The sequence below is a fragment of the Roseitalea sp. MMSF_3546 genome, assembly GCF_030732865.1.
Taxonomy (GTDB): Bacteria; Pseudomonadota; Alphaproteobacteria; order Rhizobiales; family Rhizobiaceae; genus Roseitalea.
The window spans coordinates 130,007-155,898 of the sequence record NZ_JASHKB010000004.1; the positions used below are offsets into that span (position 1 = coordinate 130,007).

Genomic DNA, 25,892 nt, shown 5'->3' on the forward strand with positions numbered 1-25,892 from the left:
GCGCGGGCCATCGGCGCCTATTTCCGGTTAGCCAAGGAGACCCGCATGGACACCAAGACCAAGCCGAAGATCGTCAAGACCGACGCCGAATGGCGCGCCCAGCTGACGCCCGAGCAGTACAAGGTGACGCGCAAGCACGGCACCGAGCGTGCCTTCACCGGCCCGAACTGGGACACCAAGGATGCCGGGCTCTATTCATGCGTGTGCTGCGGCAGGCCGCTGTTCCGCTCCGAGACGAAATTCGACTCCGGCACGGGCTGGCCAAGCTTTTTCGCGCCCGTCGACGAGGACGCGGTGACAGAGCACTCGGACCGTTCCTTCTTCATGCGCCGCACCGAGATCCGCTGCGCCGATTGCGATGCGCATCTGGGCCATGTCTTCAATGACGGTCCGCAGCCGACCGGCCTGCGCTATTGCATGAACGGGGTGGCCATGACGTTCGAGCCGGACGCGAAGGGCTAGCCTGCCCGTTCGGCCTGCATGGCGGCGATGTGCCCGGCATCGATCGCCCTTGCCGCCCGGTAGGCCGGACGCTCGCGCAACCGCTCGGCATAGGCCTGGAATTGAGGTTGCGAGGGCAGTGTGGCGAACTGCAGGCCCCAGTCGACCTGCGCGCCGACATAGATGTCGGCCGCCGTGAAGCGGTCGCCGCAGACGTAAGCGCGGTCGGTCAGCCAACCGGCGAGCGCGGCGACCGTATCGTCGTAGCAGCCGAAGCCGAGCCGGCCGCGCACCTTTGGGTCGTCGGCGACCTCCCAGCCCATCGATCTGGCGATGACCGCCTGCTCGACCGGCCCGGCGGCGAAGAACGTCCAGCGCAGATAATCGGCCTTCTCGGCCAGGCTGCGCGGCGCCAGATCGGCATCGGGAAACGCCTCGGCCAGATAAAGGCAGATCGCCGCGGCCTCGGTGACGACAATGCCGTCATGGACGATCGCGGGCACCTTGCCCATGGGATTGATCGCCAGATAGTCCGGCGCCTTCATCGCCCGGCCATAGCCGACGATCTGCTCATCATATTGGACGCCTGCCTCGTGCAACGCCCAGCGGGCGATCTGCCCGCGGCTCATCGGGTTGGTGTAGAAGGTGATGCCCATACGCGCCTCCCCCGAACTTTCCGCCGGCCGGTAATTGCATTTGCGTGCGAGCATCGTACCTAAGCGGCCAACGCACAAGCCCTCCGGAGAATAGCATGCCCGCTCGGTTCGAAACGACGATGACACCGCCCGCCGCCGACAAGCGGCCCGTTTCCGACACGCGCCACGGCGTCAGCCGCACGGATGACTATGGCTGGCTGCGTGCCGACAACTGGCAGGCGGTGTTCAAGGACCCATCGGTGCTGGACCCGGACATCCGGGCACACCTTGAAGCGGAAAACGCCTACCACAAGGCGCTGATGGCCGACACCGAGGGCCTGCAGAAGACGCTGTTTGCCGAGATGAAGGGCCGCATCAAGGAAGACGACGAGACCGTGCCCGCGCCGGATGGCCCCTTCGCCTATGGCTCGTCCTTCGCCACCGGCGGCCAGCAGCCGCGTTTTTACCGGGTGCCGCGCGAGAACCGCGACGCCGAGCGCACCATCCTGCTCGACGGCGACAAGGAGGCCGAGGGCAAGGACTATTTCCGCCTTGCCGGCGCCGACCACAGCCACGATCATGCCAGGCTGCTGTGGGCTTATGACGACAAGGGCTCGGAATACTTCACCTGCCGGGTGCGCGATCTGGCAACGCTCGACGATCTGGGCGATGTGGTCGAGGACACTTCGGGCGGCGGCGTGTTCGATGCGGCGGGCGATGGCTTCTTCTATGCGCGCATGGACGACAATCACCGACCCTCGAAGGTCTTCTACCATCGGCTCGGCACGGCGCAGGCCGAGGACCGGCTGGTCTATGAAGAGCCCGATGCGGGCTTCTTCATGGGCGTCGGATCGAGCCGGCTGAACGATTTCGTCTACATCAACATCCACGATCACGAGACCAGCGAATTCCGGCTGATCCGCGCCGATGCGCCCGACGGCGAACCGGTGATGGTCGAGCCGCGCCGGAAGGGCGTCGAATACGAAATGGAGGAAGGGGGCGACGTCTTCTTCATCCTGACCAATGCCGACGGTGCCAAGGACTTCAAGATCATGACCGCGCCCGTCGAGGCGCCGCAAAAGGCGAACTGGACCGAGGTGGTGCCGCACGAGCCGGGCCGGCTGATCCTCAATCATCAGGCCTATGCGCGCCATCTGGCCTGGCTGGAACGAAAGGACGGGTTGCCGCGCATCGCGGTGATGGAACGCGCAACCGGCGCCGTGCACCACATCGCCTTCGACGAGGAAGCCTATGCGCTCGGCCTGCAGGGGTCGCTCGAATATGACACCGACGTGATCCGCTTCACCTATTCGTCGATGACCACGCCGAGCCAGGTCTTCGACTACGACATGGCGACGCGCACGCGCACGCTGCTCAAGACGCAGGAAGTGCCGTCCGGGCACGATCCCGAGGCCTATGTCACGCGCCGGCTGCAGGTGCCCTCCCATGACGGGGAAACGGTGCCGGTGTCGCTGGTGATGAAGAAGGACACGCCGCTCGACGGCTCGGCGCCGTGCCTGCTCTACGGCTATGGCTCATACGGCATCACGGTGCCGGCGAGCTTCAACACCAATTGCCTGTCGCTGGTCGATCGCGGGTTCATCTACGCCATCGCCCATATCCGCGGCGGCAAGGACAGGGGCTTTGCCTGGTACGAGAACGGCAAGCGTGCGCAGAAGACCAACACGTTCAAGGACTTCGTCGCGGTGGCTCGCTTCTTGAGTCAGCAGGGCTACGCATCGCCCAACCGGCTCGTCGCCCAGGGCGGATCGGCCGGCGGCATGCTGATGGGCGCGGTGATGAACATGGCGCCCGACGCGTTCGGCGCGATCATCGCCGAAGTGCCCTTCGTCGACGTGCTCACAACCATGCTCGACGACTCGCTGCCGCTGACCCCGCCCGAATGGCCCGAATGGGGCAATCCGATCGAGTCGGCCGAAGACTACGCGACGATCGCGGCCTATTCGCCCTACGACAATGTCAGGCCCCTGCCCTATCCGCCGCTGCTGGCGGTGGCCGGGCTGACCGATCCGCGCGTGACCTATTGGGAGCCGGCCAAATGGGTGGCGCGGCTCCGAGAGACGGCGCCCGATGGCGGGCCCTACATGCTCAAGACCAATATGGGGGCCGGCCATGGCGGTGCCTCGGGGCGCTTTTCGCGGCTCGAGGAGATCGCCGAGGTCTATGCATTCGCGCTGAAGGTGGTGGGGCTGGCCGGGGCATGAGGTGACGGCCCGTGCCCCCTCGCCCGATTGCGGGCAACGCGCACTTCGTTCGCCATGCCCCCGATGCCACCCTCCGCAAGCCCGGCGGGGACAGGGACATCGACGCGTTGGTGGACCGGCGGGCGGTCAGCGCGCATCCGGCATTGCCGGGATCGCCTTCAGATACGCCGCGATCGCGGCGCGATCGGCGGCCGGCACATTGGCGAAGTTCTTGACGACCGCCGCCATGGTCGAGCCCATGGAATCGAACTCCGGCGTGAATCCCGATTCGAGGCCGAAGGCGATATCGTCCTCGGTCCAGTCGCCAACGCCATCTTCATGCGCGGTGATGTTGGGGATGCGGCCATCGCCCTCCGGGTTCGGCGCACCGGCCAGCCAGCGCTCGTTGCGCATGGCGCCGGCGAAGTCGCGCGGCGTGTGGCATTCGCCGCAATGGCCCGGCCCCTCGACGAGATAGCGGCCCCGCAGGAGCATGGCGTCCTCGCCCAGTTCGGCGGCACCGATGACCGGGCCGGCATCGAGATAGGCACGTTTCCACAGGCCCAGCCCGCGCCGGATGTTGAAGGGGAAGCCGAGTTCGGTCCGGGCGGTCACGTCGCTTTCGACCGCCGGCAGCGTCTTCAGATAGGCCCAAAGATCGGCGACATCCCCGGGCGTCATCCTGGCATAGGAGGTATAGGGGAAGGCCGGGTAGTAGTGTCGACCCTCCGGCGAGATGCCGCGCAGCATGGCGTTGGCGAAATCGGCGAGCGACCATCGGCCGATACCGTCATCGGGATGGGGCGAGATGTTCGGCATGCCGAATGTGCCGTAGACCGTATCGAGCGCGGCGCCGCCGGACAGGATCCGCCGGTCCTCGCCCTCGGCATCGGCGTCCGCATGGCACGAGGCGCAGCCGCCAGCCCAGAACAGGGTCTGGCCATTGCTCAGGTCAGCTTCGTGCGCCTGCATGGCGGCGAGTGTCTGCTGGTCGAGCCGCATCGGCCGTGTGAGCAGCCAGAAGCCGGCGCCGACGACAGCGATGACGGTGAAGACGACGACGATTGCGCGGAGCATCGGCTCCTACCTTGAAATGCGGCGGGATAGGAGGTCCATCTCACGCAGGTTTGGCGCCAATGCGCAAGGCGCCATCAGGGACGGGACCAGCGGCCCGGCCGATGCGGCCGGACCGACACGCGGCAATGCTCCCGATCAGTCCTCGGGAACCTGATAGACCTCGTGGCAATCGCCGCAATTCTGCGCCATCGCCCCGAAGACCGGGCGGAATGCGTCGAGATCGGCCGGTGCTGCGGCGACCGCCGCCTCGGTATCGTCGATGAAGGCGGCGACGGCGGCATCGAAACCTTCGCGATCGGACCAGATCTCGGGCTTGGCGCGCGTGTCGCCGCCGGTCTCGCTGCCCTCGGGGAACAGGTCGCCGAAGACAAGCGCGCTGTCGCGAATCGATACGAAGGCGGCCAAGGCAGCCTCCGCGTCATACTCGGCCTGACCGCGCGCCATGGGAACCAGCACCCGCATGGCCTGGCCATTGTCCTTCATCAGTTGCTGGCGCTGTTCGATGACGTCGTCCTGCGCGACCGCGGTTGCAGCCGTGGCTGCCACGATCATGGCGGCGATGGTGGATTGTCTGAAAGGCATTCGTTGAACTCCCCGATTGGCATGCCGTTTCCATGGCCGCCGAACTGCGGCGCCCCGGCACCACCTGAGTGGCATTCGCCAGGGAATTCAAGTCCCCGATCGATGAACAAATTGTTAGAAAAAAACGACCCGGCGCGGCGGCCGGGTCGATGTCAGATCGCTTTGCGCGTGCCGCCTACGCTGCGGCAGACTCATATCTTTCAAGGACATAGTCCCAGTTGATGAGATTGTCGACGAAGGCTTCGAGATATTTTGGGCGCGCATTGCGGTAGTCGATGTAGTAGGAATGCTCCCATACATCGACGCCCAGGATCGGCTCGGCGCCATGCACGAGCGGGTTCTCGCCATTGGGCGTCTTCATGATCTCGAGCTTGCCGTCCCTGACCGCGACCCAGGCCCAGCCCGAGCCGAACTGGCCGACGCCTGCCGCGATGAAGTCGGCCTTGAATTTGTCGTAGCCGCCAAGGTCCGAATCGATGGCCGTCTGCAGCTTGCCGGGCAGCGAGGTGCCGCCGCCGCCCTTCTTCATCCACTTCCAGAAATGAATGTGGTTGTAATGCTGGCCGGCATTGTTGAACAGGCCCGGATTCTTGCCGTGCGACTGCTTGACGATCTCCTCGAGCGACAGGCCGTCCATGCCGGCCTCGGCCGCCAGCTCGTTGCCCTTGGTGACATAGGCCTGGTGATGCTTGTCGTGGTGAAACTCCAGCGTTTCGCGCGACATGTAAGGTGCCAGGGCGTCATAGTCATAGGGAAGATCGGGAAGTTCGAATGCCATTTTGGTATCCTCTCCATGGTGAACGGGACCGGCGCCACCGGCGGCGGCGATTGCTGAGCGGTGATGTAGACTTTCGCCCCGGCTTCGGCAACCACCGCAAGGCCGGCCTCGATGCGGTCAGCCCTGCGCCCAGTCCCAGTAGAGTTCGCGGGCCTTGCGGCTGACGGGGCCGGGCTGCAACTGGCGGTCCTCGATCCGGACAACGGGGACGACCTTGGAATGGTTCCCGGTCGAGAAGATCTCGTCGGCGTCGAGGAAGTCCTGCACCGTCAGGGTCTTCTCGAGCGTCCTGAAACCGTATTGCAGCAAAAGGTCGATGACGCGGGCGCGGGTGATGCCCGACAGGAAGCAGCGGTTGGGCGCCGGCGTCATCACCTGGCCGTCCTTGACCAGAAAGATGTTGGAGGTGCCCGTCTCGCAGACATTGCCCAGCATGTCGCGGACAAGGCAATTGTCGAAACCGCGCGACTTGGCCTCAATGATCGCCCGGCCATTATTGGGGTAGAGGCAGCCGGCCTTTGCGTCCGTCGGCATGGTCTCGATGGTCGGCCGGCGGAAGGGCGAAACGGTGAGGGAGAACCCCTGCGGCGCGATCATCGGCGCCTCGTAGAGCACAAGCGCGAAACGGGTCGAATCGGGATCGGCCGGCACGGCCATGTAGCCGCCGTGCTCGGCCCAGTAGATCGGCCGGATGTAGACCGCGGTGTTGCCGTCGAAGCGCTTGAGCCCGTCATTGGTGAGCGCGACGATGTCCTGCGCGCTCATCGTCGGCTTGAGACCCAGTGCGACGGCCGATGCGTTCAGGCGCGCGCAGTGACGGTCGAGATCGGGCGCCACGCCCTCGAACCAGCGCGCCCCGTCAAATACCGAAGAGCCAAGCCAGGTGGCGTGGGTGCGCGCGCCCATGATCGGCACATTGCCCTCGTGCCAGTCGCCATCGATATAGGTCCAAGTCAGGGACTGGGCATCGACCATCGCCGCCATGTCTCGTCGCGCTCCCGTTTCCGGCGGTCACGCATAGGCCCGTTCATCGGCGCTCGTCAATGCGGCCGGCGGCGAACGCGGCCGGCGCGCGCGGGCCTTGACGCGCCGACGCAATGGCCGATGATGCTCCGGATCGACCAACCCGCGCTGCCCAGCCATGTCCACGACCGGCTATGTCTTCGACGCCTATGGGACGCTGTTCGACGTCCACGCCGCCATGCGGGCCCATGCCGGGGCGCTGGGGCCGAAATGGGGGGCGATCTCGGCGACCTGGCGGGCCAAGCAACTCGAATATGCCTGGGTGCGCGGGCTGATGGGCAGCTACTGCGATTTCTGGCGCATCACCGCCGAATCGCTCGACCATGCGCTGGCCCTGCACGAGGTCGATGCGGACGGGCTGCGCGAGGCGCTGCTCGATGCCTATCGGACGCTCGACGCCTATCCCGATGCGCGCGAGGCGCTCGAACGGCTCGGGCGCAGCGGCGCGCGCATCGCGATCCTTTCCAACGGCTCGCCCGAAATGCTGTCGGCGGCTGTCGCTTCGGCCCGCTTCGACACGCTGGTCGACGACGTCTTCTCGGTCGACGCGGTCAAGGCCTACAAGACCGCGCCGGAGGTGTACCGCATGGTCACCGACGCCTGGGACATCAAGGCCGGAAAGATCGCGTTCGTGTCGGCCAATCGCTGGGACATTGCCGGCGCCGCCAGGTTCGGCTTCCGATGCGTCTGGGTCAACCGGGCCGGCGCGCCGGACGAATATGCCAGCTACGCGCCGGAGCGAATCATCGCATCGCTGGATGCGCTTTGACCCCGCATTGCTTGTTGCAGCTATGCAACTGTGCATCGCAAACGCGCCGGAAAATGTTCACAGGTGCCGCCAGGGAGCGGTTTTTGCCATGGCGCATTGTTCCCTTTGCCGCAAGACTGGCCTAGCAACGCTCCACCGCATCACTCTACTCTCAGAGCTTGACATGAACCGTTCCACTCGCCGCAATTTCCTGGGGATCGCTGCCGGCCTGCCGCTTGCCGTTGCCGGATGCACGACGACCGTCGACGAGACGACAGATCCGCCCGGCAGCGTCGGTGCAGAGCCGCTTCCCTTCGGACCGGGCGGGAGCTTCCCGCCCTATGAGCGCATGTATGCGAGCGTGACCGATGGCGGCTTCACGATTCCGGCGGTGCCCTACCAGAACATCGATCCGCGCTTCCTGCGCCAGGAGGTCCGCAATACGACCGGCGAGCCGGAGGGAACGATCGTCGTCGAAACGGGCAACCACTTCCTCTACTACGTGCTGCCGGGCGGCCGGCGCGCCGTCCGATATGGTGTCGGACTGGGCCGCGCCGGTTTCGAATGGTCGGGCAGCGCCGTTGTCGGCGCGCGCCAGCGCTGGCCGAAATGGTTCCCGCCGGCCGAGATGATCGAGCGCGAGCCCGAACTGGAGAAGTATCGCGGCACCGATCTGGACGGCGACAATGTCTGGGAAGGCGGCATGCCGCCCGGTGTCATGAACCCGTTGGGCGCCCGCGCGCTCTATGTCTACCAGGACGGCAAGGACACGCTCTACCGCCTGCACGGTTCGCCGGAGTGGAACTCGATCGGCAAGTCGGTATCATCGGGCTGCGTGCGGCTGATGAACCAGGACATCATCGATCTTTATGCGCGCGCGCCGCTCGATACGCCGATCATCGTGCGCTCGGCGCCCGGCTTCAGGCTCATCTGAAGCCGGCCGGCCACCGACGGCCAAGCGCGGCCCTGCCCGGTCGCCCGCGGGCGATCAGAAGCCGCGCTTGATGCCGCCCAGAATGCCGCGCGCAAGCGCCCGGCCCAGTTGCGTCGACATCGATCTGGCAAGCGATTTGATCGCCGCTTCGGTCACGGTCTGGCGTTTGTAGCTCGAACGCCGACGCGAGCGGCCGGAACGGCGCGAGCGGCGCGTGCGGCGCCTGCCGGACCGGCGGCGGTCGTCATCGTCATCATCGTCGTCGTCGCCATACTCGCCATCGGGCAGGCGCCACTGCGAACGGGCGCTGCGTTCGCGGCGCTCGTCTTCGTCCTCGCGCCTTTCCTCCTCTTCCTCGCGGCGGCGCGCCTCCTCTTCGGCGCGGGCTTCCTCCTGTGCGCGACGGGCGAGCATCTCGGTGGCCGAATCGCGGTCGACGGCCTCGTCATACTGGCCCATGACCGGGCTGAGCTTGACGATCCGGGCGCGCTCGTTGTCCTCCAGCGGGCCGAGCCGCGATGAAGGCGGGCGAATGAGCGTGCGCTCGACGATGCCGGGCACGCCCTTGTCCTCGAGCGTGGAGACCAGCGCCTCGCCAACGCCAAGCCGGGTGATCACCTTGAAGCTGTCGAAGTCCGGGTTGGGCCGGAAGGTGTCGGCGGCGGTCTTGACGGCGCGCTGTTCGCGCGGGGTGTAGGCGCGCAGGGCATGCTGGATGCGGTTGCCGAGTTGCGATAGCACCGTGTCGGGCACATCGAGCGGGTTCTGGGTGACGAAGTACACGCCCACGCCCTTGGACCGGATCAGCCGTACGACCTGCTCGACGCGCTCGACCAGCACCTTGGGCGCCTCGTCGAACAGCAGATGCGCCTCGTCGAAGAAGAAGACCAGGCGCGGCTTGTCCGGGTCGCCGACCTCGGGCAGTTCCTCGAACAGTTCCGACAACAGCCACAGCAGGAAGGTCGCGTAAAGGCGCGGGTTCATCATCAGCCGGTCGGCGGCGAGGATGTTGATCGCGCCGCGGCCGTCCGGCGTGGTGCGCATGATGTCGGCGATGCGCAGCGCCGGCTCGCCGAAGAAATGCTCGGCGTGCTGCTGTTCGAGCACCAGCAGCTTGCGCTGAATGGCGCCGATGGAGCGGCGATTGACCGAGCCATAGCGGTGCGAGAGTTCGCGCGCGCGTTCGGACATGTGCGTGAGCAGGCTGCGCAGGTCCTCAAGATCGAGAAGCAGCAGCCCTTCCTCGTCGGCGATGCGGAAGGCGATGTTGATGATGCCCTCCTGGGCGTCCGAGCAGTCCATCAAGCGCGACAGCAGCAAAGGCCCCATCTCGGAAATGGTGGTGCGGATCGGATGGCCCTTTTCGCCGAACAGGTCCCAGAAGATGACCGGAAATTCCTGGAACTCGTAGGGGTCAAGGCCGATCGTCCTGGCACGCTCGAGCAGGAAGTCCTTCGGCTCGCCCATGGCCGCGATGCCGGAGACATCGCCCTTGATGTCGGCGCAGAACACCGGGACGCCGGCGTTGGAGAACCCTTCGGACAGGATCTGCAGGGTGACGGTCTTGCCGGTGCCCGTCGCACCGGTGATCAATCCGTGCCGGTTGGCGTATTCGAGCTCGAGATGCTCCTTCTGGTTGAGCGTGTCGTCCGGCTTGCGGCTGGTGCCGACGAAAATCCGTTCGCTATCGATCATGTGCGCCCCGTGCCTTGCTCGTGGATGCAACGGCTATAGTCGGCGCGGGCCGTCCCGACAATGCCGGCCGCGGCGACGCTGTCTTATCCGCATCGCCGGCCTTGCCTTCGGCAATGGGTACTCTCCCCTTGATCCATCGCCACTGATCCGCCTATGACGTAAACGTCAAAGTCTTGCGGAGGCAGCCATGGACGAACTGATCGCGCGCATCACCGAGCATGTCGGCATCGATGCCGAAAAGGCGCAAAGCGCGGTGGGCATGATCCTGGGCTTCCTGCAAAAGGAAGGCCCGCAGGACAGGGTCGGCGAGATGATGGCCGCCCTGCCCGGCGCACAGGAACTGATCGACCGCGCCGGCGGCGGCGGTGGCGGTTTCCTTGGCGGGCTGATGGGCGGCGGCGTGATGGGACTTGGCCAGCAGCTCATGGGCCTGGGGCTGGGCATGGGCGAGATCGCCGGCATCTCCAAGGAGACCATGGCCTATGCCAAGGAAAAGGTCGGCGACGAGCCGGTCGACGAGGTCATCGGCTCCATTCCCGGCCTCAGCCAGTTCATCTGAGGCGGCCCGACCCGGCCGCGAACCGGCTGGCACGCGCCATGCTCCTGCACGGTCGGCAGGAGGGTGGCGATGGACAGGCGACAGTTTCTGACCCGTTTTGGCACAGCGGCAGCCGCGGCAATGACCGCGCCGGCCGCGCTGGCCGAAAACGGCACGGCCGGGATCGAGCTGGCCGACCTGCGCGGATCGGTCAGCGCGCTCGACTATCAGGTGCGGCCCGGCGCGGTCGACGATCAGTCCGCGCGTTTCCAGCGCATGCTCGATGACGCCGCGCAGCGCGGCGTGCCTGTCTTCCTGCCGGCCGGCCTCTATGTCATCTCGAACATCAAGCTGCCCGAGGGCGCGAGCCTTCACGGCGTGCCCGGCCGCACGCAGCTCGTCTATGGCGGCAATGGCCATCTCATCGCCGGCAACGATCTGGCCCGCGTCACGCTCGCCGGACTGACGCTCGACGGTGCCAATCGCGTCACCCGCAACGGCGCCGAGGGGCTGATCGATCTGCGCGGCGTCGTCGACGCGCGCATCGACGACGTGATCGTGCGCGGCGCGGGCCAGGACGGCATCTATCTGGAACGATGCGGCGGGCGCATCGAGCGCTGCACGATCACGGGCGCGGCGCGGTTCGGCGTCTATGCAGTCGAAAGCGCCGGGCTTTCAATCATCGGCAACCGGGTCAAGAGCTGCGCCAATGGCGGCATCATTGTCCACCGCTGGACCGAAGGCCATGACGGCACGATCATCGCCCGCAACCGGATCGAGGGCACCGGGGCGGGCCATGGCGGCACCGGACAGTGGGGCAATGCGATCAACGTGTTCCGCACCGACGACGTGCTGATCGCCGGCAACCGCATCGAGGGTTCGGCTTTTTCGGCCATCCGCGCCAATTCGGCCCGCAACATCCAGATCACCGGCAACAATTGCCGCGCCTCGGGCGAGACGGCGATCTATTCGGAGTTCAGCTTCGAGAACGCGGTCGTTTCGGCCAATGTGATCGATGGCGCGGCGAGCGGCATCTCGGTGACCAATTTCGACCATGGCGGGCGCGCGGCGACGGTCTCGGGAAACATCGTCCGCAACATCGTGGCGACCGGCCCCTATGCGGCCGAGCCGCCCGGCTTCGGCATCGGCATCGCGGTGGAAGCCGATACGGCGGTGACCGGCAACATGATCGAGGGCGTCGCGCTCTATGGCATCAATGCGGGTTGGGGCCGGCACTTGCGCGACTGCGTGATCGGCCAGAACGTGGTGCGCAATGCGCATATCGGGATCGCATTCTCGACGGTCGAGGGCGCCGGACAGGTGCTCGTGAGCAACAATCTGATCGACGCGCGCAATGGCGCGATCCGCGGACATCGCTGGGCCGAGATCGCCACCGGCGAGCTGCTGGGCGCGCGCCGCGGCATGCCGGCCAATGCGGTGCTGGCAAACAACCGGACGGTGTGAGGCGGGTCACACCGCGCGGCGCAGATCGAGTTCGGCGCCCTCATGGGCCGCCAGATAGGACAGCACCGCAAACAGATTGTCGGCGCGCGGATTGCCGTCCGGGCCAAGCATTCGCATCAGGCTCTTGGGGTTCTTGTCCAGATCCCGGCCCAAGCGCTCGAAACCGACGGTGGCGTTTACATAATCGCGCAGCATGATCTTGCCGCTCGCTATGTCGTCGGAAAGAAACGCGTCCAGCGCTTCACGCAGCAAGCCGAGCCGGAACTCGGGATCGCGCTGCGCGCGGGTTTTCACCGTTTGCTGAAATTCACGTGTCAGCGCCATGCCTCAAGCCTTGTCCTTTCGGGCCTTGTAGTCGGCCCACATCCACTTTGCGTTCTCAATGTCCCTTTGCTGTCTCCGCTTTGTGCCGCCAACAAGCAAGATGATCAGTTCCCGCCCGTCCCGACCGAAATACACACGGTAGCCGGGACCATGATCGACACGCCGCTCGAAAACGCCATCACCCACCGATTTCACATCGCCCAGATTTCCGCTTTCGATCCGAACCAATACGCGCCGCACCCTCAAGGCGGCGGTTGCGTCAAGTTCGTCGAACCAGTCCGCAAATGGCGACCGGCCCAGCGCAGTCTCGTACTCCTTCAGGACGAACATCGTTTATAGTAACACATACGCAACCATACTGTGCCCGTCCGATAATCTCAAGCGCGCTCAAAGCGTCTGGTTGTAGTCGCCCACCTCGGGGTTCTCGCGCAGCACCGCGTCCACCGCCTCGAACATCTGAACCTTGCGCGCGTCGGAGACCGGGCTTTCGACCACGACCACCAGTTCGGGCTTGTTTGAGGAGGCACGCACCAGGCCCCAGGTGCCGTCCTCGGCGACGATGCGCACGCCGTTGACGGTGACCAGCTCGGCGATCGGCTGGCCGCCGACCGTCTCGCCCTGCGCCTTCATCTCTTCAAAGCGCTTCACAACCCGGTCGACGACCTCATACTTGACCTCGTCGTCGCAATGGGGCGACATGGTCGGCGAGCCGAAGGTCAGCGGCAGCGCGTCATAGAGTTCGCCCATCGACTTGTCCGGATTTCGGTCGAGCATCTCGCAGATGGCGATCGCGGTCACCAGACCATCGTCATAGCCATGGCCGATGGGCGGGTTGAAGAAGAAATGGCCGGACTTCTCGAAGCCGGCGATCGCGCCGATCTCGGTGACCCGGCGCTTGATGTAGGAATGGCCGGTTTTCCAGTAGTCCGTCTCGGCGCCGTGCTCGGCCAGCACCGGATCGGTCTTGTAAAGGCCGGTCGACTTGACATCGGCGACGAATTTGGGATCCGGGTGCTGGGCCGCGATATCGCGGGCCAGCATGACGCCGACCTTGTCGGCGAAGATCTCGCGGCCCTTGCTGTCGACCACGCCGCAGCGGTCGCCATCGCCGTCAAATCCCAGCCCGACATCGGCGCCGTGCTCGAGCACGGCGTCGCGAATGGCGTGCAGCATCTGCATGTCCTCGGGATTGGGATTGTAGCGCGGGAAGGTGTGATCGAGTTCGACGTCCAAGGGGATGACCTCGCAGCCGATGCGTTCGAGCGCCTGCGGGGCGAAGGCGCCGGCCGTGCCATTGCCGCAGGCGGCGACCACCTTGAGCTTGCGCCCGATGCCGTGGCCCTCGACCAGTTCGTCGATATAGCGCTCGCGAAAGCCGCCGATCGCCTCATAGCTGCCGCCGCCCGGCGCCTCCCATTTGCCTTCGAGCACCAGATCGCGCAGCGCGCCCATCTCGTCGGGGCCGAAAGTCAGCGGGCGCTCGCAGCCCATCTTGACCCCGGTCCAGCCGTTCTCGTTGTGGGAGGCGGTGACCATCGCCACCGACGGCACGTCGAGCGCGAACTGGGCGAAATAGGCCATGGGCGTTATGGCCAGCCCGATGTCCTTGACATTGGCGCCGGCGGCCATGAGGCCCTGGGCAAGCGCCAGCTTGATGCCCAGCGAATAGGACCGGAAATCATGGGCGATGACGATGTCGGGGCCGGCGCCGCGCTGGCGGATGAGCGTGCCGAGGCCCATGCCGAGCGCCTGTATGCCCAGAAGGTTGATCTCGGGCGGGGTGTCCGAGCCGGGATGGCCGAACCACCAACGCGCGTCATATTCGCGAAAGCCCGTCGGCTTGACCAGCGGCGTGGTCTCGAACTCGAAGGTGTTGGGGGCGATCTGGGCAAGCGGTTTCATCATGTCTCCTGGGGCGATTGCGGCGCGGATTTCGGGGATGCTGGCAGCCGAACCTAACCGAGATCGGCCCTGGCGCCAATCGCCGCTTCGGTCCGCGCGCGGCTGGCGGTCCCGGGCGCCGAACGGTGCGGACGCGCATGTGGTTGCACCACCGTACGATAGGCCGTTTCGGCGCGTGCGGCGACGGCCGGCCAGGTGAACGCCGCGCGCACCCAGGCGCGGCCGGCCTCGCCCATCTGCGCGCGCCTTTCATCGGTCAGGACCATGGCCCGCGCCATGGCATCGGCCAGCGCGGCATCTGTGCCCTCCACCCACCAGCCGCAGCCATGCGTTTCCAGCCCGCCCCAGGGCGCGCCATGGCTGGCGACGACCGGTGTGCGGCACACCAGCGCCTCGGCCACGGTCAGGGCGAAGTTGTCGCGGCGCGTTGGCAGCACGAACAGGCCCGCTTGGGCCAGAAAGCGCGCCTTGTCGGGCCCGTAGAGCGGCCCGGAAAGCGTCACCCGCTTGAGCGCGAGAGCGTCGATCATCGCCCGCAATCGCCGCGCGTGGCCGGCCTCGTCCTGCCCGGCGATCGCCAGTGACCAGTCCGGATGGTCCGGCGCGATCCGTGCCCAGGCGCGCAGCAGGCGGTCGAGCCCCTTGATGGGATGAATGCGCCCCAGCGTGACGATGCGCTTCTTGCGCGGCGCGGACACATGCGGGGCGATGTCGTCGACGCCGTTTGGGTAGACCGCGATCGGCCCGGTCAGCCCGAAGGCGCGAAACTGGGCCGCCTCGGTTCGGTTGGTGGCGTGCAGCCAGGCGGCGCGACGCAGGCAGCGATCCAGATAGGCGATGCGGGCCAGCCGTTTCTTGACGCGGGAGCGGGCGAGGCCTTCGGGCGCAAACGCGTTGTGAGGCGAGACCACGAGCGGGCGGCCGGTGCGCGCCGCCCAGCGCTCGGCGACAAGGGCGGTGTGCTGCCAGACGCTGTGCAGATGGACGATGTCCGGATCGAACCGCATCAGGGCGCCGAACATGTCGGGCGCGAAGCCGCATTCGGCGGGCCCGCGCACCGGGAACGCGGTTGCCGGCGCGCCGCGCCACTGGACCGCATCGCCGGCCTGCCAGGCCCGATCGCCAAGGCCGAAAACATGCACATCGTGGCCGCGCGCGGCCAGATGCGCCGACAGCCCCTCAACGACATTGCGCACGCCCGAGGCATGCACCGAAAGCCGCGCGGCGATCATGGCGATCCTCATGGGACACCCTGCCCTGCGGCCACAGCGTTCATGCAGGCAAGGAAGCGCCTGGTCATGTCATCGAGATTGAACGCGGTCTGGGTGACCGCGACGGCCCGCCGCGCCATGGCGTCGAGCCGCTCTTGATCGTCGCAAACAGACGCAATGGTGCGGGCAAGCGCGCCGGCATCGCCTTCGGCAAAGGCGAGGCCCGTGGCACCGGGCTCGAAAGCGGCGATCTCGGGCATGTGATGCCAGCGATTGTCGTGGACGATCGCAGGCAGACCATAGGCCATGGCGTGGATGAGGCCGAGGCCGACCGCGCCGGGATAGACGAAGGCGCGGCAGCGATTGGCGATGGCGGCGATCGCGACCTCGTCGGTCAGCGCACCGTGCCACGCAATGCGCTCATCAAGGCCAAACCGCTCGGCCGCGGCCCTGATCGAAGGATCGGCGTCCCCGATCACGTGAAGGCGCATATCGCCGCAATCGGGCCGGCGCAGCGCATCGAGCAGAAGGCCGAAGCGCGCCTTGCCCGTCAGCCGGCCGATGAACAGCAGCGCGCGCCGGCGCGTGGCGGCGCGGTATGGGGCACGCAGGGCGCGGATCGGCGCGGTGTCGATGCCGTTGCCAAGCGCGAAGGCCGGCCGGGTGCCGCCGGTCCTGCGGTAGTCGGCGATCTCGCGGTCGGTATAGAAAAGGATGGCGTGCGCGTGGCGCATCATCCGAAGGCGCAGGCGCAGATTTCGGCCGGTGCTGGTCGCGCTCCAGAACTGGCCCCACCAGACGACGCGCGCGCCACACGCGCGTGCGCGCAGGAGCGTTGCGAGATTGGCCAGATTGCGCGGCTCGCCGCTGACGACGACGATGTCGCCCGGCCCGATCTGGATGCCGCCGGCGCCGCCTTGCCAGCAAAGGCCGAAGGGCAGCGGCCGAAAGGCCGCAAGCGGGGCCAGCCACGGCCGGTCGCAGGGCGCGCCGATCACCGCGTCGTGCTGCGGCGTCGCGTGAACGACAAGGCGCTCTTCAAGCACCGCGGCCAGGTGCTCGAAGAACGGCGCGCGATAGTGCGCGACGGTCGGATGCAGGACGACGATGCGCCGTGGTCTCGCGCAGGCCGGCGGCCGAGCGGTCCTCCGCGCAATGGCCTGTGGCGCGCTCATCGGGACCATCCGCCGAAAGGCCGTCGCGCCGCCAGGGCACAGGCGATGGTCATCGCCATGGCGATCCACAGCACGGTGTGGCCCCAGATGCCGCCGCTGACCATGGACTGGCCGAGCGCCTTGACCAGGACCAGCGCCGTGAACACGGCGAAACGCGGCGCGGCGGGATCGCGCAGCACCGTCCAGGCAGCGCGTCCGGCGATGATCAGCGCGATCATCAGGATCGCCGTGCCGGCCAGCCCCAGCGCGATCAGCGATTCAAGAAACAGATTGTGCGGATAAAAGCCGAAGGCGGTCTCGTAGATGCGGTCGCCGAACAGGGGATGATCGAGGAATTGCGTCCAGGCCGCGCGCCATTGTTCGAGGCGGATCTGCGCGCTGCCGCCGTCCAGGCGCATGCGCGCGAGCGTGCCGGCGAACAGGTCGAGGCGCAAGAGCGCCATGGCCAGCGCGGCAAAGACGCCAAGGCCGGCCAGAATCGCGACCGCGCCGCCGATCAGCGGACGCCGGCCGGAGGCGAACAGGACGATGAGTGCCAGCACCGTCGCGATCAGCGGGCCGCGCGACTTGGCATAGGCGATGACCAGAACGAGGATCGGCACGGCCAGCAGCGACAGGACCCGGACAAGCCGGCTGCGGTCGGCAAAGACCATCAGGAACAGCAGGTAGTCGAGCGCGAGCGCCGAAAGCGCGATGGGATTGACCTTGCCGAGCGCCAGACGCGTTTCGCTCGACCGGGCCAGCGCCTCGAGATTGAATGCAAGGCCAATCAGGAAGACCACCAGAAGTGCGCTCATGGCGCGCGCGAATGCGCCATCGTCAAGCCGGTCGGCGTTGACGGCCATGGCGATCGCGGGCAGCAGCGCCGATCCGAACAGGAAGCCGAACAGCACGTCCGGGCCGACATAGACCGGCAGGTCGCGGACAAACGCGTTTTCGGCTGCGCGCAGTCCGAAAAGCAGCATAAAGGCGCTCATCGGCATCAGCGCCCAAACGAGCGGCCGCCGCAGGCGGGTGGCGATGAGCGCGACGGACGAAAGGACGAGCACGAGCACGCCGGCGCGATAGAGCGTCGACAGGCCGGCGCCCTCGTCGATGAGGCGGGCGGCGAGCGGTGCGATGGTCCCGTAGCCGAACAGCGCGATCACGCACACGGCGGTCACATAGGCCGATGCCGGCACCGCGAAGGCGGAGCGCGTCATCGGCCCGCAGCGGGACGCGCCGCCGGCGCGTAGCGGGCGGGCGACGCTCACGGGCCGAGGCTCCGCGCGATCGTCCGAAGCCCTTGTTGGGCCAGCGCGGTAATCCGCGCGTCGGAGGGCCCTGGCGCGGTCGACGGTGCCGCTTCCAGCACAGCGCCCAGCGGCGCCGGCCTGTCCCAGGCGACCGGCAGATGCGGCCAGCCCATGGCTCGGGCGAGATCGGCGATCACCGAACCGTCCCGGACGATCGGGATCGCGCCGGCCTGCACCGCACGGCCGAACACGCCCGATGCCTGATCGTAGCGGGGCTGGTAACAACACCAGACGAACCGGGCGATGCCGTAAAGGCTCGCCAGTTCCCGATCGGTGACGAAGCGGTCGAACACCAGGGCGCCTCGTCTTTGAAGGGCCCGAACGAGAGGCCGGCACTCGGGCGCGACGCGGCCGGCGATGACGACGACGAAGCGGTCCGCGCAGGCCGGATCGCGGTCGACCATGGACAAGAGGCGGGCGAGCCCCTTGATCGGGGTGACGGTGCCAAGCGCGGCAAGAACGGCGCGACCACCCGCCATGGCGCGCACCGTTTCGGACAGCGGTGTGGCCGGCCAGTGGCCGGCGCCGCCAAGGCCGAACCCGTCCCAGGATTGCGGGTCGTGCAGCCAGCCGGTCGCGACCTGCGCATAGCACGCACGCACGGCAAAGGGCACGATCGTCAGGACGGCGATGCCGGGCACTCGGCGCAGCGCGGCAAAGGCCAGTCGCCGGGCGTGGCTGTTCGGCCGGCTCGCCTCGAAACAGGCCTGGGGACGGAGCATGAGTGCGACCGTGCGCCGCCTTGCGACCGCACGCGCCAATGCCACCGCGAAGAAGCCGAGCGGCTGGTCGTCGAGCGTGGCGAAAACGAGGTTGCGGGCGCGAAGGAGCATCCATGCCCGGCGCGGGCCGATGGTGCCGGTCGAACGGGCAAGGCCCAGGCGCTCGGAAAGCAGCGCCTGATAGATGGCACGGTGCCCGTTCGGCGTTGCCACATGAACCAGCCCCTCTGCCCGCCCGGCAAGGGCTTGCGGTCGCCGCGGGGCCGGCTTTGCGACAGGTTCGATGGGATCGGTGAGGGCCATGGCGTCAGCCGAACCCGGCGACGATGACCGCGCCAAGCAGGGCGAGGCCAGCCATCGAGACAGCGACAGGGCGCGCGTCGGCGACCTCGTGCAGGCGCAGGCCGAAATGCCGCAGATTGCCGAACACGACGACCAGCGTGCCGAGCGCCTGTCCCAGCGCGATGCCGGCGATGCCGGCAAGATCGCCGATGGCCCAGCCGGCCCAGCCGCCGGCGAGCGCGCCGCCTGCGCCCATGACGAACGCGCCGGCGATGTTCCAGCGCAGGACGCCGGCACCGACCGCGTAGTGATGAATGCCGACGCTCTGGGTGTTGGCGAGATAGGCCGGCACGACAATGGCGGTGGCGAGGATGAAGATCGGGTCGATCGCGCCGAACAGCACGAGGCTGACCAGCGGCGCGGCCAGGCAGACCATCGCCATGAGCGCCACCGTTCCCCATGCGATCCAGACATTCGCCCGGCGCATCAGCGCGGCCGCCTGCCCGCCCGGGCCGGTGCGTGCGAAGGCCGGCACCAGCGGCAGCGCAGCCGCGAGCACGAGCCCGCGCGCGCGGTCGACGAAGCGGTTGGCAAGCTCGTAGGTCGCCAGCAAAGCGAGACCGCCGAACTGGTTGATCACGATCCTGGCCAGCGGCTCGCGCATCTGCGCGGCCAGGTTCGCCAGTTGCAGGCGGCCGCCATAGCCCAGCGCCTCGCGCAGGGCCGGCCGGCTGAGCGTCGTCGGCAGCCAGCGCAAACCCGGCAGCCGGCGCATCAGGACCGCCCGGCCGGTCGCAAGCACCGTGGCCGCTTCCCCGGCGCGGGCCAGAGCCAGGCCGAACACGCCCTGCCCCGGCACGAGCGCGATGGCCAAGGCAACGAAGACGGCGCGGCCGGCCAGCGTCACCAGAGCGCGCAGATCGGTGCGCTGCAGGCCATCGAGCGCGCTGGTGGCCGCCGTAGCCAGAACGGACAGGTAAAGGACGGTCAGCGCGACGGGAAAGAGCGCCATCGCCTGGCCGTGAAGGGCGGGCTCGACCATGGCGCGGACGGCCCAGGCCAGCGGGATCGCGGCGAGAAGAACCACGACGGCATAAAGGGCGCCGAGAAATGCCAGGACGGTGTCGGCCAGCGCACGCGCCTTGTCGAGGTCGCGGCGGCCATGGGCTCGGGCGATGAGGCGCGCCAGTGCGCCGGCACCGGACAGATCGGCGAGCCGGGCGAGCCCGGTCACGCCGATTATCAGGACCCACAGCCCAAGGGCGGCGCGGCCGTGCCAATGCAGCACCAGCGCGTAGACAATGAAGATCGCGCCCATGGCGGCGAGGGCATCGATGAGCGACAGCGCCCCGTTGCGACCGAGGCCGGGGGCGCGCAACCGGCCGGTCAACCCCCGGGGAACGAGGCCGGACGGGACCCCCGGCCGCACCCGGCCGGCGAGTGCGGGTCCCTCGCCGCCGACCATGTCACTTGGCCCCGGCGCCCGAGACGATGATGCGCACCGTCTTGATGGCGATCAGAAGGTCGAGCCAGGCCGACAGGTTCTTGATGTAGTAAAGGTCGTAGCCGAGCTTGCGCCGCATATCGGCATCGGCGAGCACATGGCCCTGATTGACCTGCGCCCAGCCGGTCAGGCCCGGCCGCACCGAGTAGCGATAGCGATAGAACGGCAGTTGCGTCTCGTAGCGTTCGCCGGGCACCTGCTGCTCGGGTCGCGGCCCGATCAGGGTCATCTCGCCGCGCAGGACGTTGACGATCTGGGGCAGTTCGTCGAGGCGATGCCGGCGCAAGAAGCGGCCAAGCCGGGTTATCTGCGGTCCATTGCCTGCTGCTCGCTGGCGCATGGTGCGGAACTTGAGCAGGGTGAAGGGTCTGCCGCGCAGGCCGATGCGCCTCTGGCGGAAAAGTGCCGGCCTGCCATCGGCGGCAACGACCAAGAGCCACAACAGGCCCAGGGCGCTGGCCCAAAGGGGCGACAATGCGGTCAGAACGACAAGATCGAGGAGCCGCTTGGTGCCCAGATAGTCGAGCCTGGGCGTCACCGAGGCGATGTTGCCGTCCGCCAGATGCTCCAGCGTGACCTCGCCCGTAAGGTGCTCGATCACCTCCTTGGCGTGGTAGACGGGCACGTCGTCGAGCGCGCGATCGGCGATGAAGCGCTGCCAGACGGGCCCGTGATCATGGCGCAGATCGGCAAGATAGGCATCGATGCCAGCGACCGGTTCGGGTCCCACAAGCGGCGTCCATCGTACCCCGGACGTCCTGGGCAGACCCGCAACATCGCCGCCCGGGATGATGCCGATGCGCACGATGCCCGAACGGCGCATGAGCCAGGCAATGGCCACGAACCACAGGCAGGTCAGCGCCGCCGCCGCGAGCAGCACGGCGCGGTTGTGCTCGATGGCGAACAGCGCCAGAAAGGCAAAGGCAGCGCCGAAGGCGAGCAGGATCGACCAGATGGCCGAGGCGGCAAAACGCACGCCGGGAAACCGGTTCAGGCGCCGCCAGCCGAAACAGGCAAGACCGACCGCCACCGCCGATGCCCATGCGCTGGCCATGGCGGCGGGGTCCAGCCGAAGCGGCAGGGCGAACTGGCCCGTGGCGAGAAGCGGTATGCCGACGGCAAGAGCCAGCGCCATGGGCCACTTGAAGACGATCCGCCACAGCACGGTCATGCGCAGCGGCGACGCGCGGCCGGCCAGGGCATAGGAATTGAAGCCGAAAGCGTCGCCATCCATCTCAAACGCTCCTCGCGCCTGACGTGCATCGCGGACGGCGTTGGCCGTTGCCCCGTTCCGTGCCCGACGCGTTGCGACGACTCCGAACACCAGTCGCAAACAGCGTCGGGCACGGCGGGCCCTGCTCGAGCCTGGCAAGGAACGCGCCAGTACGAAGGTCGAGCTCAGGCAAGGTGACCTCTCACATCCGGCATGAAGGGTCCGGCGTCATGATCGGGAACGGGACCGGTGCCGCGGGCGCCGTGCCAGCGCCGGCTGGACCGACGACGCTGATCGGCGCGACGGTCGCGGCTGCGCGCTTGCGTGCGCGGCTGCTCGACCGGCTTGCGGGCATGCCTTGCGGGCAGGCGGGTCATGGCAAAGCCGACCGGATCGGCACCGACGGCCTGAAGACGCTTGAGCGCATCGCCGACATCGGCGCGGCGGGTCCCGGTGGCGGCGATCACGAAAAGGGTCGCATCGGTCCAGCGCGCAAGCGCCGTTGCGTCCGAGATGCCGTCGACGGCGGGCGCATCGATGATCACCAGATCGTATCGATGCCGGCAATAGTCGATCATCAGACCCATGCGGTCGGAGGCAAGCAGGCTGGCGGGACTGGGCGGCAAAGTGCCGGAGGTGACGAAATCCACCCGCCGGGCGGCACTGCGTCGGAAAACCGGCGTGCGGATACTGTCCCGGGCGGTGTTCGTGAGCACGTTGCTCAGGCCAAAGGCATTGTCGGCCCTGAACAGGGTATGCAGGCGCGGGGCGCGCATGTCGGCATCGATGAGCAGGACGCGCCGATCGATGGCGGCGAACTGTTGCGCCAGCAGGAAGGCCAGCGCGGTCTTGCCCTCGCCCGGCACCGCGCTGGTGATCAGCAGCGTGCGCATGGCATGTTCGCCGATCGAGGCCTGGAGCGAACCGCGCAGGATGTGGTGGGCTTCGTTGAGCTGGGCATTGCCGGCCAGCAACGCCTCCTCGAACCGTTTGGCACCGACGCTCGGGATCAGGCCGAGCACGGGCAGGCCGAATGCATGCTCGACGTCGTCGGGTCCGGCAAAGGCGTCGTTGCGGGCTTCGCGCACATAGATGGCGGCGATGCTGACGAAGCCCGCCATGAGAAGCGACAGACCGAGATTGAGGAGCGGCCGCGGAGAGGCCGGCTGGAGCGGCACGGCCGCCGGATCGATGACCGACGCGCCGGCACGGCGCAGATCCGCGCCCACGGAGACATCGTTGAGCGCGGCGACAAGCTGTTCGTATTGCGCCCGGGCCAGATCGACCTGGCGCCTGAGAATGGTGTAGCGGACGTTCTTGCGCTCGAAGTCGATCTGTCGGCTTTCCAGCGCGGCGCGTTCGGCGCCCAAGGCATCGACCTGCGCGCGCGCCTGGTCGCGCTGCAGGCGGACCGACTGTGCAAGCTCGGCGACCTGTCCGGAGATCTGGCGCTCGAGTTCACCGATCTGCGCCGACAGGCGTCGCATTTCGGGATAGCCGGGCTTGAGGGTCGTCTGGCGCTGGCGATAGGCGGCGCGCAGCCGCATGAGTTCGCGGCGGGTGGCCTGGATCGTTTCGCTGGCAAAGACCTGCGGCAGGGAAACCGCGGCACCGCTTTCGATCTGGGCGACAAGCCGGTCAAGATCGCGCCAGCGTTCGCGCGCCTCGCTCAGACGGGTGCTCACCCGATCGATGCTCTCCAGGATCATCGCCCTTTCATCGGCGTCGAGGGTGATGCCCGCCTGGCGCGCATAATCGATGAGCGCCAGTTCGGACCGTTCGAGCCGCTGGCTCGCGGTGCCGACCTGCGCCGACAGAAACTCGCGCACGATCGCGGACGCATGCTCGCGGCGGTCGAGCGACTGCTCGAGGAAGCTGGCCACGGCCTGATTAACGATGCGCGCCGCCAGTTGCGGGTCGCCATGCCGGAAGGCGATCTCGACGATGGCGGTGTCGCGCACGGCCGAGACCGTCAGACCGTCGGCAAGACGGTCGATCGCCCGTTGGCGCGCGGTTTCGGCCCACTGCCCGGCGGGACCGGCCGCGGCCGAACCCACGCCGGCGCTGGCGAAGCGGTCGATCAGGGCCGAAACCGACCCGGCGGCGAGAAAGCCCTCATGCCCGGTCAGATCGAGCGCCTCGACCACCCTGCCGGCAAGGTCGCGCGAGACCAGCCGGGACCGGGCCGTCTCGACGGCACGCAAACCAGGATCGGCCGCGGCAATGCCCAGTTCGGCGATTTCGCCGGTATCGGGCGCGACGATCTCGATCTTCGAGACCGCGCGATAGACCGGTGTCTGAACCAGCGTGATGAGCGCGCCCAGCAGCAGGCAGACCGAAACACTCGCCGTGATCGTCCAGCGATGGCGCCAGGCCAGCTTCGAAAGCATGATCGGATCGACGACAATCATGTCGTCGCCAGGCTGCCCGCGCCCGTCACAATGGTGGCAGACCGGTCCACCGGCAAAGGCGCGCGCGGCAGGGGCGCCCGTGTGCGCACGCCGCGTGGCGATGCTCATCGAGCCGCCCCGGTCTCGATCCGATGGCGATGATGCCGCGCAGGCAAATCGGAACCGCGAACAAGACTGGAAGGAGCCGTCAAAGCCGGATCGCAGATACAACTATAGAGTATCGAATAGGCTTTTCTGAACCGAACAAAATCGACTGTGACACGCGCACTCATTACACCGCCTGCCCCGATATCATTGTTTATAATTTACATTAAATTTCAGTTGTTATTTGCAGGCAATTGGCCTCGTGTTGAATTTAGACTAAAGTATGAAAGATTTTTTACGTCTTGTCAGATTTCTTACAGACGTTGCCTTGCGATCTATATTTAACATTGCATTCGCGCAAGCAACACGACCAGGAGTGGCAGGATTTTCTTCCGGTCGGCGAAAGGTAGACCGATTTTGACGCGATCGCATGCGTCGCGGGGAACCGGATACCGGATCAGCCGCCACTCGCTCCGGCTGCGGTGCGATCGGGCACGCAACCGGCCGACGCGCCAGGGAACGGCGCCCGTCCGCCGAGCCCGGCCCGATCTGCGGCCGACACGCGCGCGAGGCGGGCCGGCCAGGGCACGCCTCAGACCTCTTCGGACGATCGCGCCCACAGATTGATCGGCATGTCGCGGGCGTGCTCGTCGATCCGGGCCAGTTCGTCGTCGCTGAACTCGAGATTTTCGACCGCGCCCACGCAGTCGGCAACCTGTTCGGGCCGCGAGGCACCGATCAGCGCGGAGGTGATGCGGCCATGGCGCAGCACCCAGGCAATCGCCATCTGGGCCAGTGTCTGGCCGCGCTCGGCGGCGATCTCGTTGAGGCCTGCGATGGCAGGCAGGCATCTTTCGATCTGGGCCGGGTCGAGCGACTTGTCCTGGCTGGCACGGCTGTCCCGGGGAATGCCGCCGAGATATTTCTTCGTGAGCAATCCCTGGGCGAGCGGCGTGAAGGCGATCGAGCCGACGCCGAGTTCCTCCAGCGTCTCGCGCAGGCCGTCCCGCTCCACCCAGCGGTTGAGCATGTTGTAGGAGGGCTGGTGGATCAGGCACGGCGTGCCAAGGTCCTCAAGGATCGCCACCGCCTCGCGGGTGCGGCGGGCATTGTAGGAGGAGATCCCCACATAGAGCGCCCGCCCGGAACGCACGATATGGTCGAGCGCGCCCATGGTTTCCTCGAGCGGCGTTTCGGGGTCGAAGCGGTGCGAATAGAAGATGTCGACATAGTCCAGGCCCATGCGCCGGAGCGACTGGTCGCAGGAGGCGATGAGATACTTGCGGCTGCCCCATTCGCCATAGGGTCCCGGCCACATCGGATAGCCGGCCTTGGACGAGATGATCAGTTCGTCGCGATAGCCGGCGAAATCGCTGCGCAGGATGTCGCCAAAGGCCTCTTCGGCGCTGCCGGGCGGCGGACCGTAATTGTTGGCAAGATCGAAATGGGTGATGCCGTGGTCGAAGGCGGTGCGGCAGATGGCGCGGCGGGTGTCGTGGCGCGTGTCGTCGCCGAAATTGTGCCACAGGCCGAGCGAAACGACCGGCAGTTTGAGCCCGGAGCGGCCGCAGCGGCGATAGACCATGGTGTCGTAGCGGGTCTGGGCGGGATGATAGGTGTGCAAACGCTTGCCTCCCGATGCTTGCCTGA

General features: G+C 67.2%; 23 protein-coding genes. 6 read left to right on the top strand and 17 right to left on the bottom strand.

Going from position 1 to position 25,892, the window contains the following annotated elements:
* Nucleotides 1-45 precede the first annotated feature (45 nt).
* On the top strand, nt 46-462 hold the full coding sequence (gene msrB / locus RBB34_RS05320) for a peptide-methionine (R)-S-oxide reductase MsrB (RefSeq protein WP_306118156.1): 417 nt from the start codon (nt 46-48) through the stop codon (nt 460-462).
* On the opposite strand, the gene RBB34_RS05325 is transcribed toward msrB, so the two are convergent.
* Complete coding sequence (locus tag RBB34_RS05325) at nt 459-1,097, bottom strand: glutathione S-transferase family protein (protein ID WP_306118157.1); 639 nt, start codon at nt 1,095-1,097, stop codon at nt 459-461. The two genes, msrB and RBB34_RS05325, sit on opposite strands and share 4 nt — an antisense overlap.
* A 95-nt stretch (nt 1,098-1,192) precedes the next feature.
* Between RBB34_RS05325 and RBB34_RS05330 the strand changes: the two genes are divergently transcribed.
* On the top strand, nt 1,193-3,301 hold the full coding sequence (locus tag RBB34_RS05330; RefSeq protein WP_306118158.1) for a S9 family peptidase: 2,109 nt from the start codon (nt 1,193-1,195) through the stop codon (nt 3,299-3,301).
* 126 nt (nt 3,302-3,427) lie between these two features.
* Here the strand turns inward: RBB34_RS05330 and RBB34_RS05335 are convergent, their stop codons facing one another.
* From RBB34_RS05335 to RBB34_RS05350, 4 genes are all read right to left on the bottom strand, one after another.
* Nucleotides 3,428-4,357, bottom strand: coding sequence for a cytochrome c (locus tag RBB34_RS05335; protein WP_306118159.1), 930 nt, complete (start codon nt 4,355-4,357; stop codon nt 3,428-3,430).
* Nucleotides 4,358-4,492: 135 nt separating this feature from the next.
* A complete protein-coding gene (locus RBB34_RS05340; protein WP_306118160.1) occupies nt 4,493-4,939 on the bottom strand; it encodes a cytochrome c in 447 nt (148 codons plus the stop codon).
* A 175-nt stretch (nt 4,940-5,114) separates the two neighbouring features.
* Nucleotides 5,115-5,717: a superoxide dismutase gene (locus RBB34_RS05345; protein ID WP_306118161.1), complete on the bottom strand. Its 603-nt coding sequence runs from the start codon at nt 5,715-5,717 to the stop codon at nt 5,115-5,117.
* A 117-nt stretch (nt 5,718-5,834) separates the two neighbouring features.
* Nucleotides 5,835-6,701 (bottom strand): branched-chain amino acid aminotransferase, encoded by an 867-nt coding sequence (locus RBB34_RS05350; RefSeq protein ID WP_306118162.1) that lies wholly within the window; start codon nt 6,699-6,701, stop codon nt 5,835-5,837.
* A 157-nt stretch (nt 6,702-6,858) separates the two neighbouring features.
* On the opposite strand from RBB34_RS05350, the gene RBB34_RS05355 reads away from it, so the two are divergent.
* Together RBB34_RS05355 and RBB34_RS05360 are read left to right on the top strand one after the other, a co-directional pair.
* Entirely contained in the window at nt 6,859-7,509 is a 651-nt protein-coding gene (locus RBB34_RS05355) for a haloacid dehalogenase type II (RefSeq protein WP_306118163.1), read from the top strand.
* Nucleotides 7,510-7,672: 163 nt separating this feature from the next.
* The gene (locus RBB34_RS05360; protein WP_306118164.1) at nt 7,673-8,422 is read left to right on the top strand and encodes a L,D-transpeptidase; all 750 of its coding nucleotides are present in this window, start codon (nt 7,673-7,675) and stop codon (nt 8,420-8,422) included.
* 54 nt (nt 8,423-8,476) lie between these two features.
* On the opposite strand, the gene RBB34_RS05365 is transcribed toward RBB34_RS05360, so the two are convergent.
* Entirely contained in the window at nt 8,477-10,117 is a 1,641-nt protein-coding gene (locus tag RBB34_RS05365; protein ID WP_306118165.1) for a helicase HerA-like domain-containing protein, read from the bottom strand.
* 187 nt (nt 10,118-10,304) lie between these two features.
* Here RBB34_RS05365 and RBB34_RS05370 point away from each other — a divergent pair, with 187 nt between their 5' ends.
* Complete coding sequence (locus tag RBB34_RS05370) at nt 10,305-10,676, top strand: DUF2267 domain-containing protein (protein WP_306118166.1); 372 nt, start codon at nt 10,305-10,307, stop codon at nt 10,674-10,676.
* 69 nt (nt 10,677-10,745) lie between these two features.
* Nucleotides 10,746-12,119 (top strand): TIGR03808 family TAT-translocated repetitive protein, encoded by a 1,374-nt coding sequence (locus RBB34_RS05375; RefSeq protein WP_306118167.1) that lies wholly within the window; start codon nt 10,746-10,748, stop codon nt 12,117-12,119.
* Nucleotides 12,120-12,125: 6 nt separating this feature from the next.
* Here the strand turns inward: RBB34_RS05375 and RBB34_RS05380 are convergent, their stop codons facing one another.
* From RBB34_RS05380 to mgrA, 11 genes are all read right to left on the bottom strand, one after another.
* A complete protein-coding gene (locus tag RBB34_RS05380) occupies nt 12,126-12,443 on the bottom strand; it encodes a transcriptional regulator (RefSeq protein ID WP_306118168.1) in 318 nt (105 codons plus the stop codon).
* A 3-nt stretch (nt 12,444-12,446) separates the two neighbouring features.
* Nucleotides 12,447-12,773, bottom strand: a complete 327-nt coding sequence (locus RBB34_RS05385) for a type II toxin-antitoxin system RelE/ParE family toxin (protein WP_306118169.1) — start codon at nt 12,771-12,773, stop codon at nt 12,447-12,449.
* A gap of 57 nt (nt 12,774-12,830) precedes the next feature.
* Nucleotides 12,831-14,345, bottom strand: a complete 1,515-nt coding sequence (locus RBB34_RS05390) for a phosphomannomutase/phosphoglucomutase (RefSeq protein WP_306118170.1) — start codon at nt 14,343-14,345, stop codon at nt 12,831-12,833.
* A 53-nt stretch (nt 14,346-14,398) separates the two neighbouring features.
* Nucleotides 14,399-15,589 carry a glycosyltransferase gene (locus RBB34_RS05395; protein ID WP_306118171.1) on the bottom strand — a complete coding sequence of 397 codons (1,191 nt, stop codon included), beginning with the start codon at nt 15,587-15,589 and terminating at the stop codon, nt 14,399-14,401.
* Nucleotides 15,586-16,731 (bottom strand): glycosyltransferase, encoded by a 1,146-nt coding sequence (locus RBB34_RS05400; protein ID WP_306118172.1) that lies wholly within the window; start codon nt 16,729-16,731, stop codon nt 15,586-15,588. The genes RBB34_RS05395 and RBB34_RS05400 overlap by 4 nt, the downstream gene beginning before the upstream one ends.
* Nucleotides 16,728-17,984 carry an O-antigen ligase family protein gene (locus tag RBB34_RS05405; protein ID WP_306118173.1) on the bottom strand — a complete coding sequence of 419 codons (1,257 nt, stop codon included), beginning with the start codon at nt 17,982-17,984 and terminating at the stop codon, nt 16,728-16,730. Before RBB34_RS05405 ends, RBB34_RS05400 begins: the two co-directional genes overlap by 4 nt.
* Nucleotides 17,981-18,961 (bottom strand): hypothetical protein, encoded by a 981-nt coding sequence (locus RBB34_RS05410; RefSeq protein ID WP_306118174.1) that lies wholly within the window; start codon nt 18,959-18,961, stop codon nt 17,981-17,983. Before RBB34_RS05410 ends, RBB34_RS05405 begins: the two co-directional genes overlap by 4 nt.
* 94 nt (nt 18,962-19,055) lie before the next feature.
* Complete coding sequence (locus tag RBB34_RS05415) at nt 19,056-20,408, bottom strand: hypothetical protein (protein ID WP_306118175.1); 1,353 nt, start codon at nt 20,406-20,408, stop codon at nt 19,056-19,058.
* Nucleotides 20,409-20,496: 88 nt separating this feature from the next.
* The gene (locus tag RBB34_RS05420) at nt 20,497-21,768 is read right to left on the bottom strand and encodes a sugar transferase (protein WP_306118176.1); all 1,272 of its coding nucleotides are present in this window, start codon (nt 21,766-21,768) and stop codon (nt 20,497-20,499) included.
* A 164-nt stretch (nt 21,769-21,932) separates the two neighbouring features.
* Nucleotides 21,933-24,266: a polysaccharide biosynthesis tyrosine autokinase gene (locus RBB34_RS05425; RefSeq protein WP_306118177.1), complete on the bottom strand. Its 2,334-nt coding sequence runs from the start codon at nt 24,264-24,266 to the stop codon at nt 21,933-21,935.
* A gap of 568 nt (nt 24,267-24,834) precedes the next feature.
* On the bottom strand, nt 24,835-25,866 hold the full coding sequence (mgrA, locus tag RBB34_RS05430; protein ID WP_306118178.1) for an L-glyceraldehyde 3-phosphate reductase: 1,032 nt from the start codon (nt 25,864-25,866) through the stop codon (nt 24,835-24,837).
* Nucleotides 25,867-25,892: the final 26 nt, after the last annotated feature.

Excerpts from the sequence above, each read along its gene's own strand:
- RBB34_RS05400 (WP_306118172.1), bottom strand. The coding sequence starts at position 16,731 with ATGAGCGCGCCACAGGCCATTGCGCGGAGGACCGCTCGGCCGCCGGCC.
- RBB34_RS05420 (WP_306118176.1), bottom strand. The coding sequence starts at position 21,768 with ATGGATGGCGACGCTTTCGGCTTCAATTCCTATGCCCTGGCCGGCCGC.
- RBB34_RS05395 (WP_306118171.1), bottom strand. The coding sequence starts at position 15,589 with ATGAGGATCGCCATGATCGCCGCGCGGCTTTCGGTGCATGCCTCGGGC.
- RBB34_RS05385 (WP_306118169.1), bottom strand. The coding sequence starts at position 12,773 with ATGTTCGTCCTGAAGGAGTACGAGACTGCGCTGGGCCGGTCGCCATTT.
- RBB34_RS05390 (WP_306118170.1), bottom strand. The coding sequence starts at position 14,345 with ATGAAACCGCTTGCCCAGATCGCCCCCAACACCTTCGAGTTCGAGACC.
- RBB34_RS05375 (WP_306118167.1), top strand. The coding sequence starts at position 10,746 with ATGGACAGGCGACAGTTTCTGACCCGTTTTGGCACAGCGGCAGCCGCG.
- RBB34_RS05340 (WP_306118160.1), bottom strand. The coding sequence starts at position 4,939 with ATGCCTTTCAGACAATCCACCATCGCCGCCATGATCGTGGCAGCCACG.
- RBB34_RS05335 (WP_306118159.1), bottom strand. The coding sequence starts at position 4,357 with ATGCTCCGCGCAATCGTCGTCGTCTTCACCGTCATCGCTGTCGTCGGC.
- RBB34_RS05425 (WP_306118177.1), bottom strand. The coding sequence starts at position 24,266 with ATGAGCATCGCCACGCGGCGTGCGCACACGGGCGCCCCTGCCGCGCGC.
- RBB34_RS05330 (WP_306118158.1), top strand. The coding sequence starts at position 1,193 with ATGCCCGCTCGGTTCGAAACGACGATGACACCGCCCGCCGCCGACAAG.
- RBB34_RS05345 (WP_306118161.1), bottom strand. The coding sequence starts at position 5,717 with ATGGCATTCGAACTTCCCGATCTTCCCTATGACTATGACGCCCTGGCA.
- RBB34_RS05350 (WP_306118162.1), bottom strand. The coding sequence starts at position 6,701 with ATGGCGGCGATGGTCGATGCCCAGTCCCTGACTTGGACCTATATCGAT.
- msrB (WP_306118156.1), top strand. The coding sequence starts at position 46 with ATGGACACCAAGACCAAGCCGAAGATCGTCAAGACCGACGCCGAATGG.
- RBB34_RS05370 (WP_306118166.1), top strand. The coding sequence starts at position 10,305 with ATGGACGAACTGATCGCGCGCATCACCGAGCATGTCGGCATCGATGCC.
- RBB34_RS05365 (WP_306118165.1), bottom strand. The coding sequence starts at position 10,117 with ATGATCGATAGCGAACGGATTTTCGTCGGCACCAGCCGCAAGCCGGAC.
- RBB34_RS05360 (WP_306118164.1), top strand. The coding sequence starts at position 7,673 with ATGAACCGTTCCACTCGCCGCAATTTCCTGGGGATCGCTGCCGGCCTG.
- RBB34_RS05325 (WP_306118157.1), bottom strand. The coding sequence starts at position 1,097 with ATGGGCATCACCTTCTACACCAACCCGATGAGCCGCGGGCAGATCGCC.
- RBB34_RS05355 (WP_306118163.1), top strand. The coding sequence starts at position 6,859 with ATGTCCACGACCGGCTATGTCTTCGACGCCTATGGGACGCTGTTCGAC.
- RBB34_RS05380 (WP_306118168.1), bottom strand. The coding sequence starts at position 12,443 with ATGGCGCTGACACGTGAATTTCAGCAAACGGTGAAAACCCGCGCGCAG.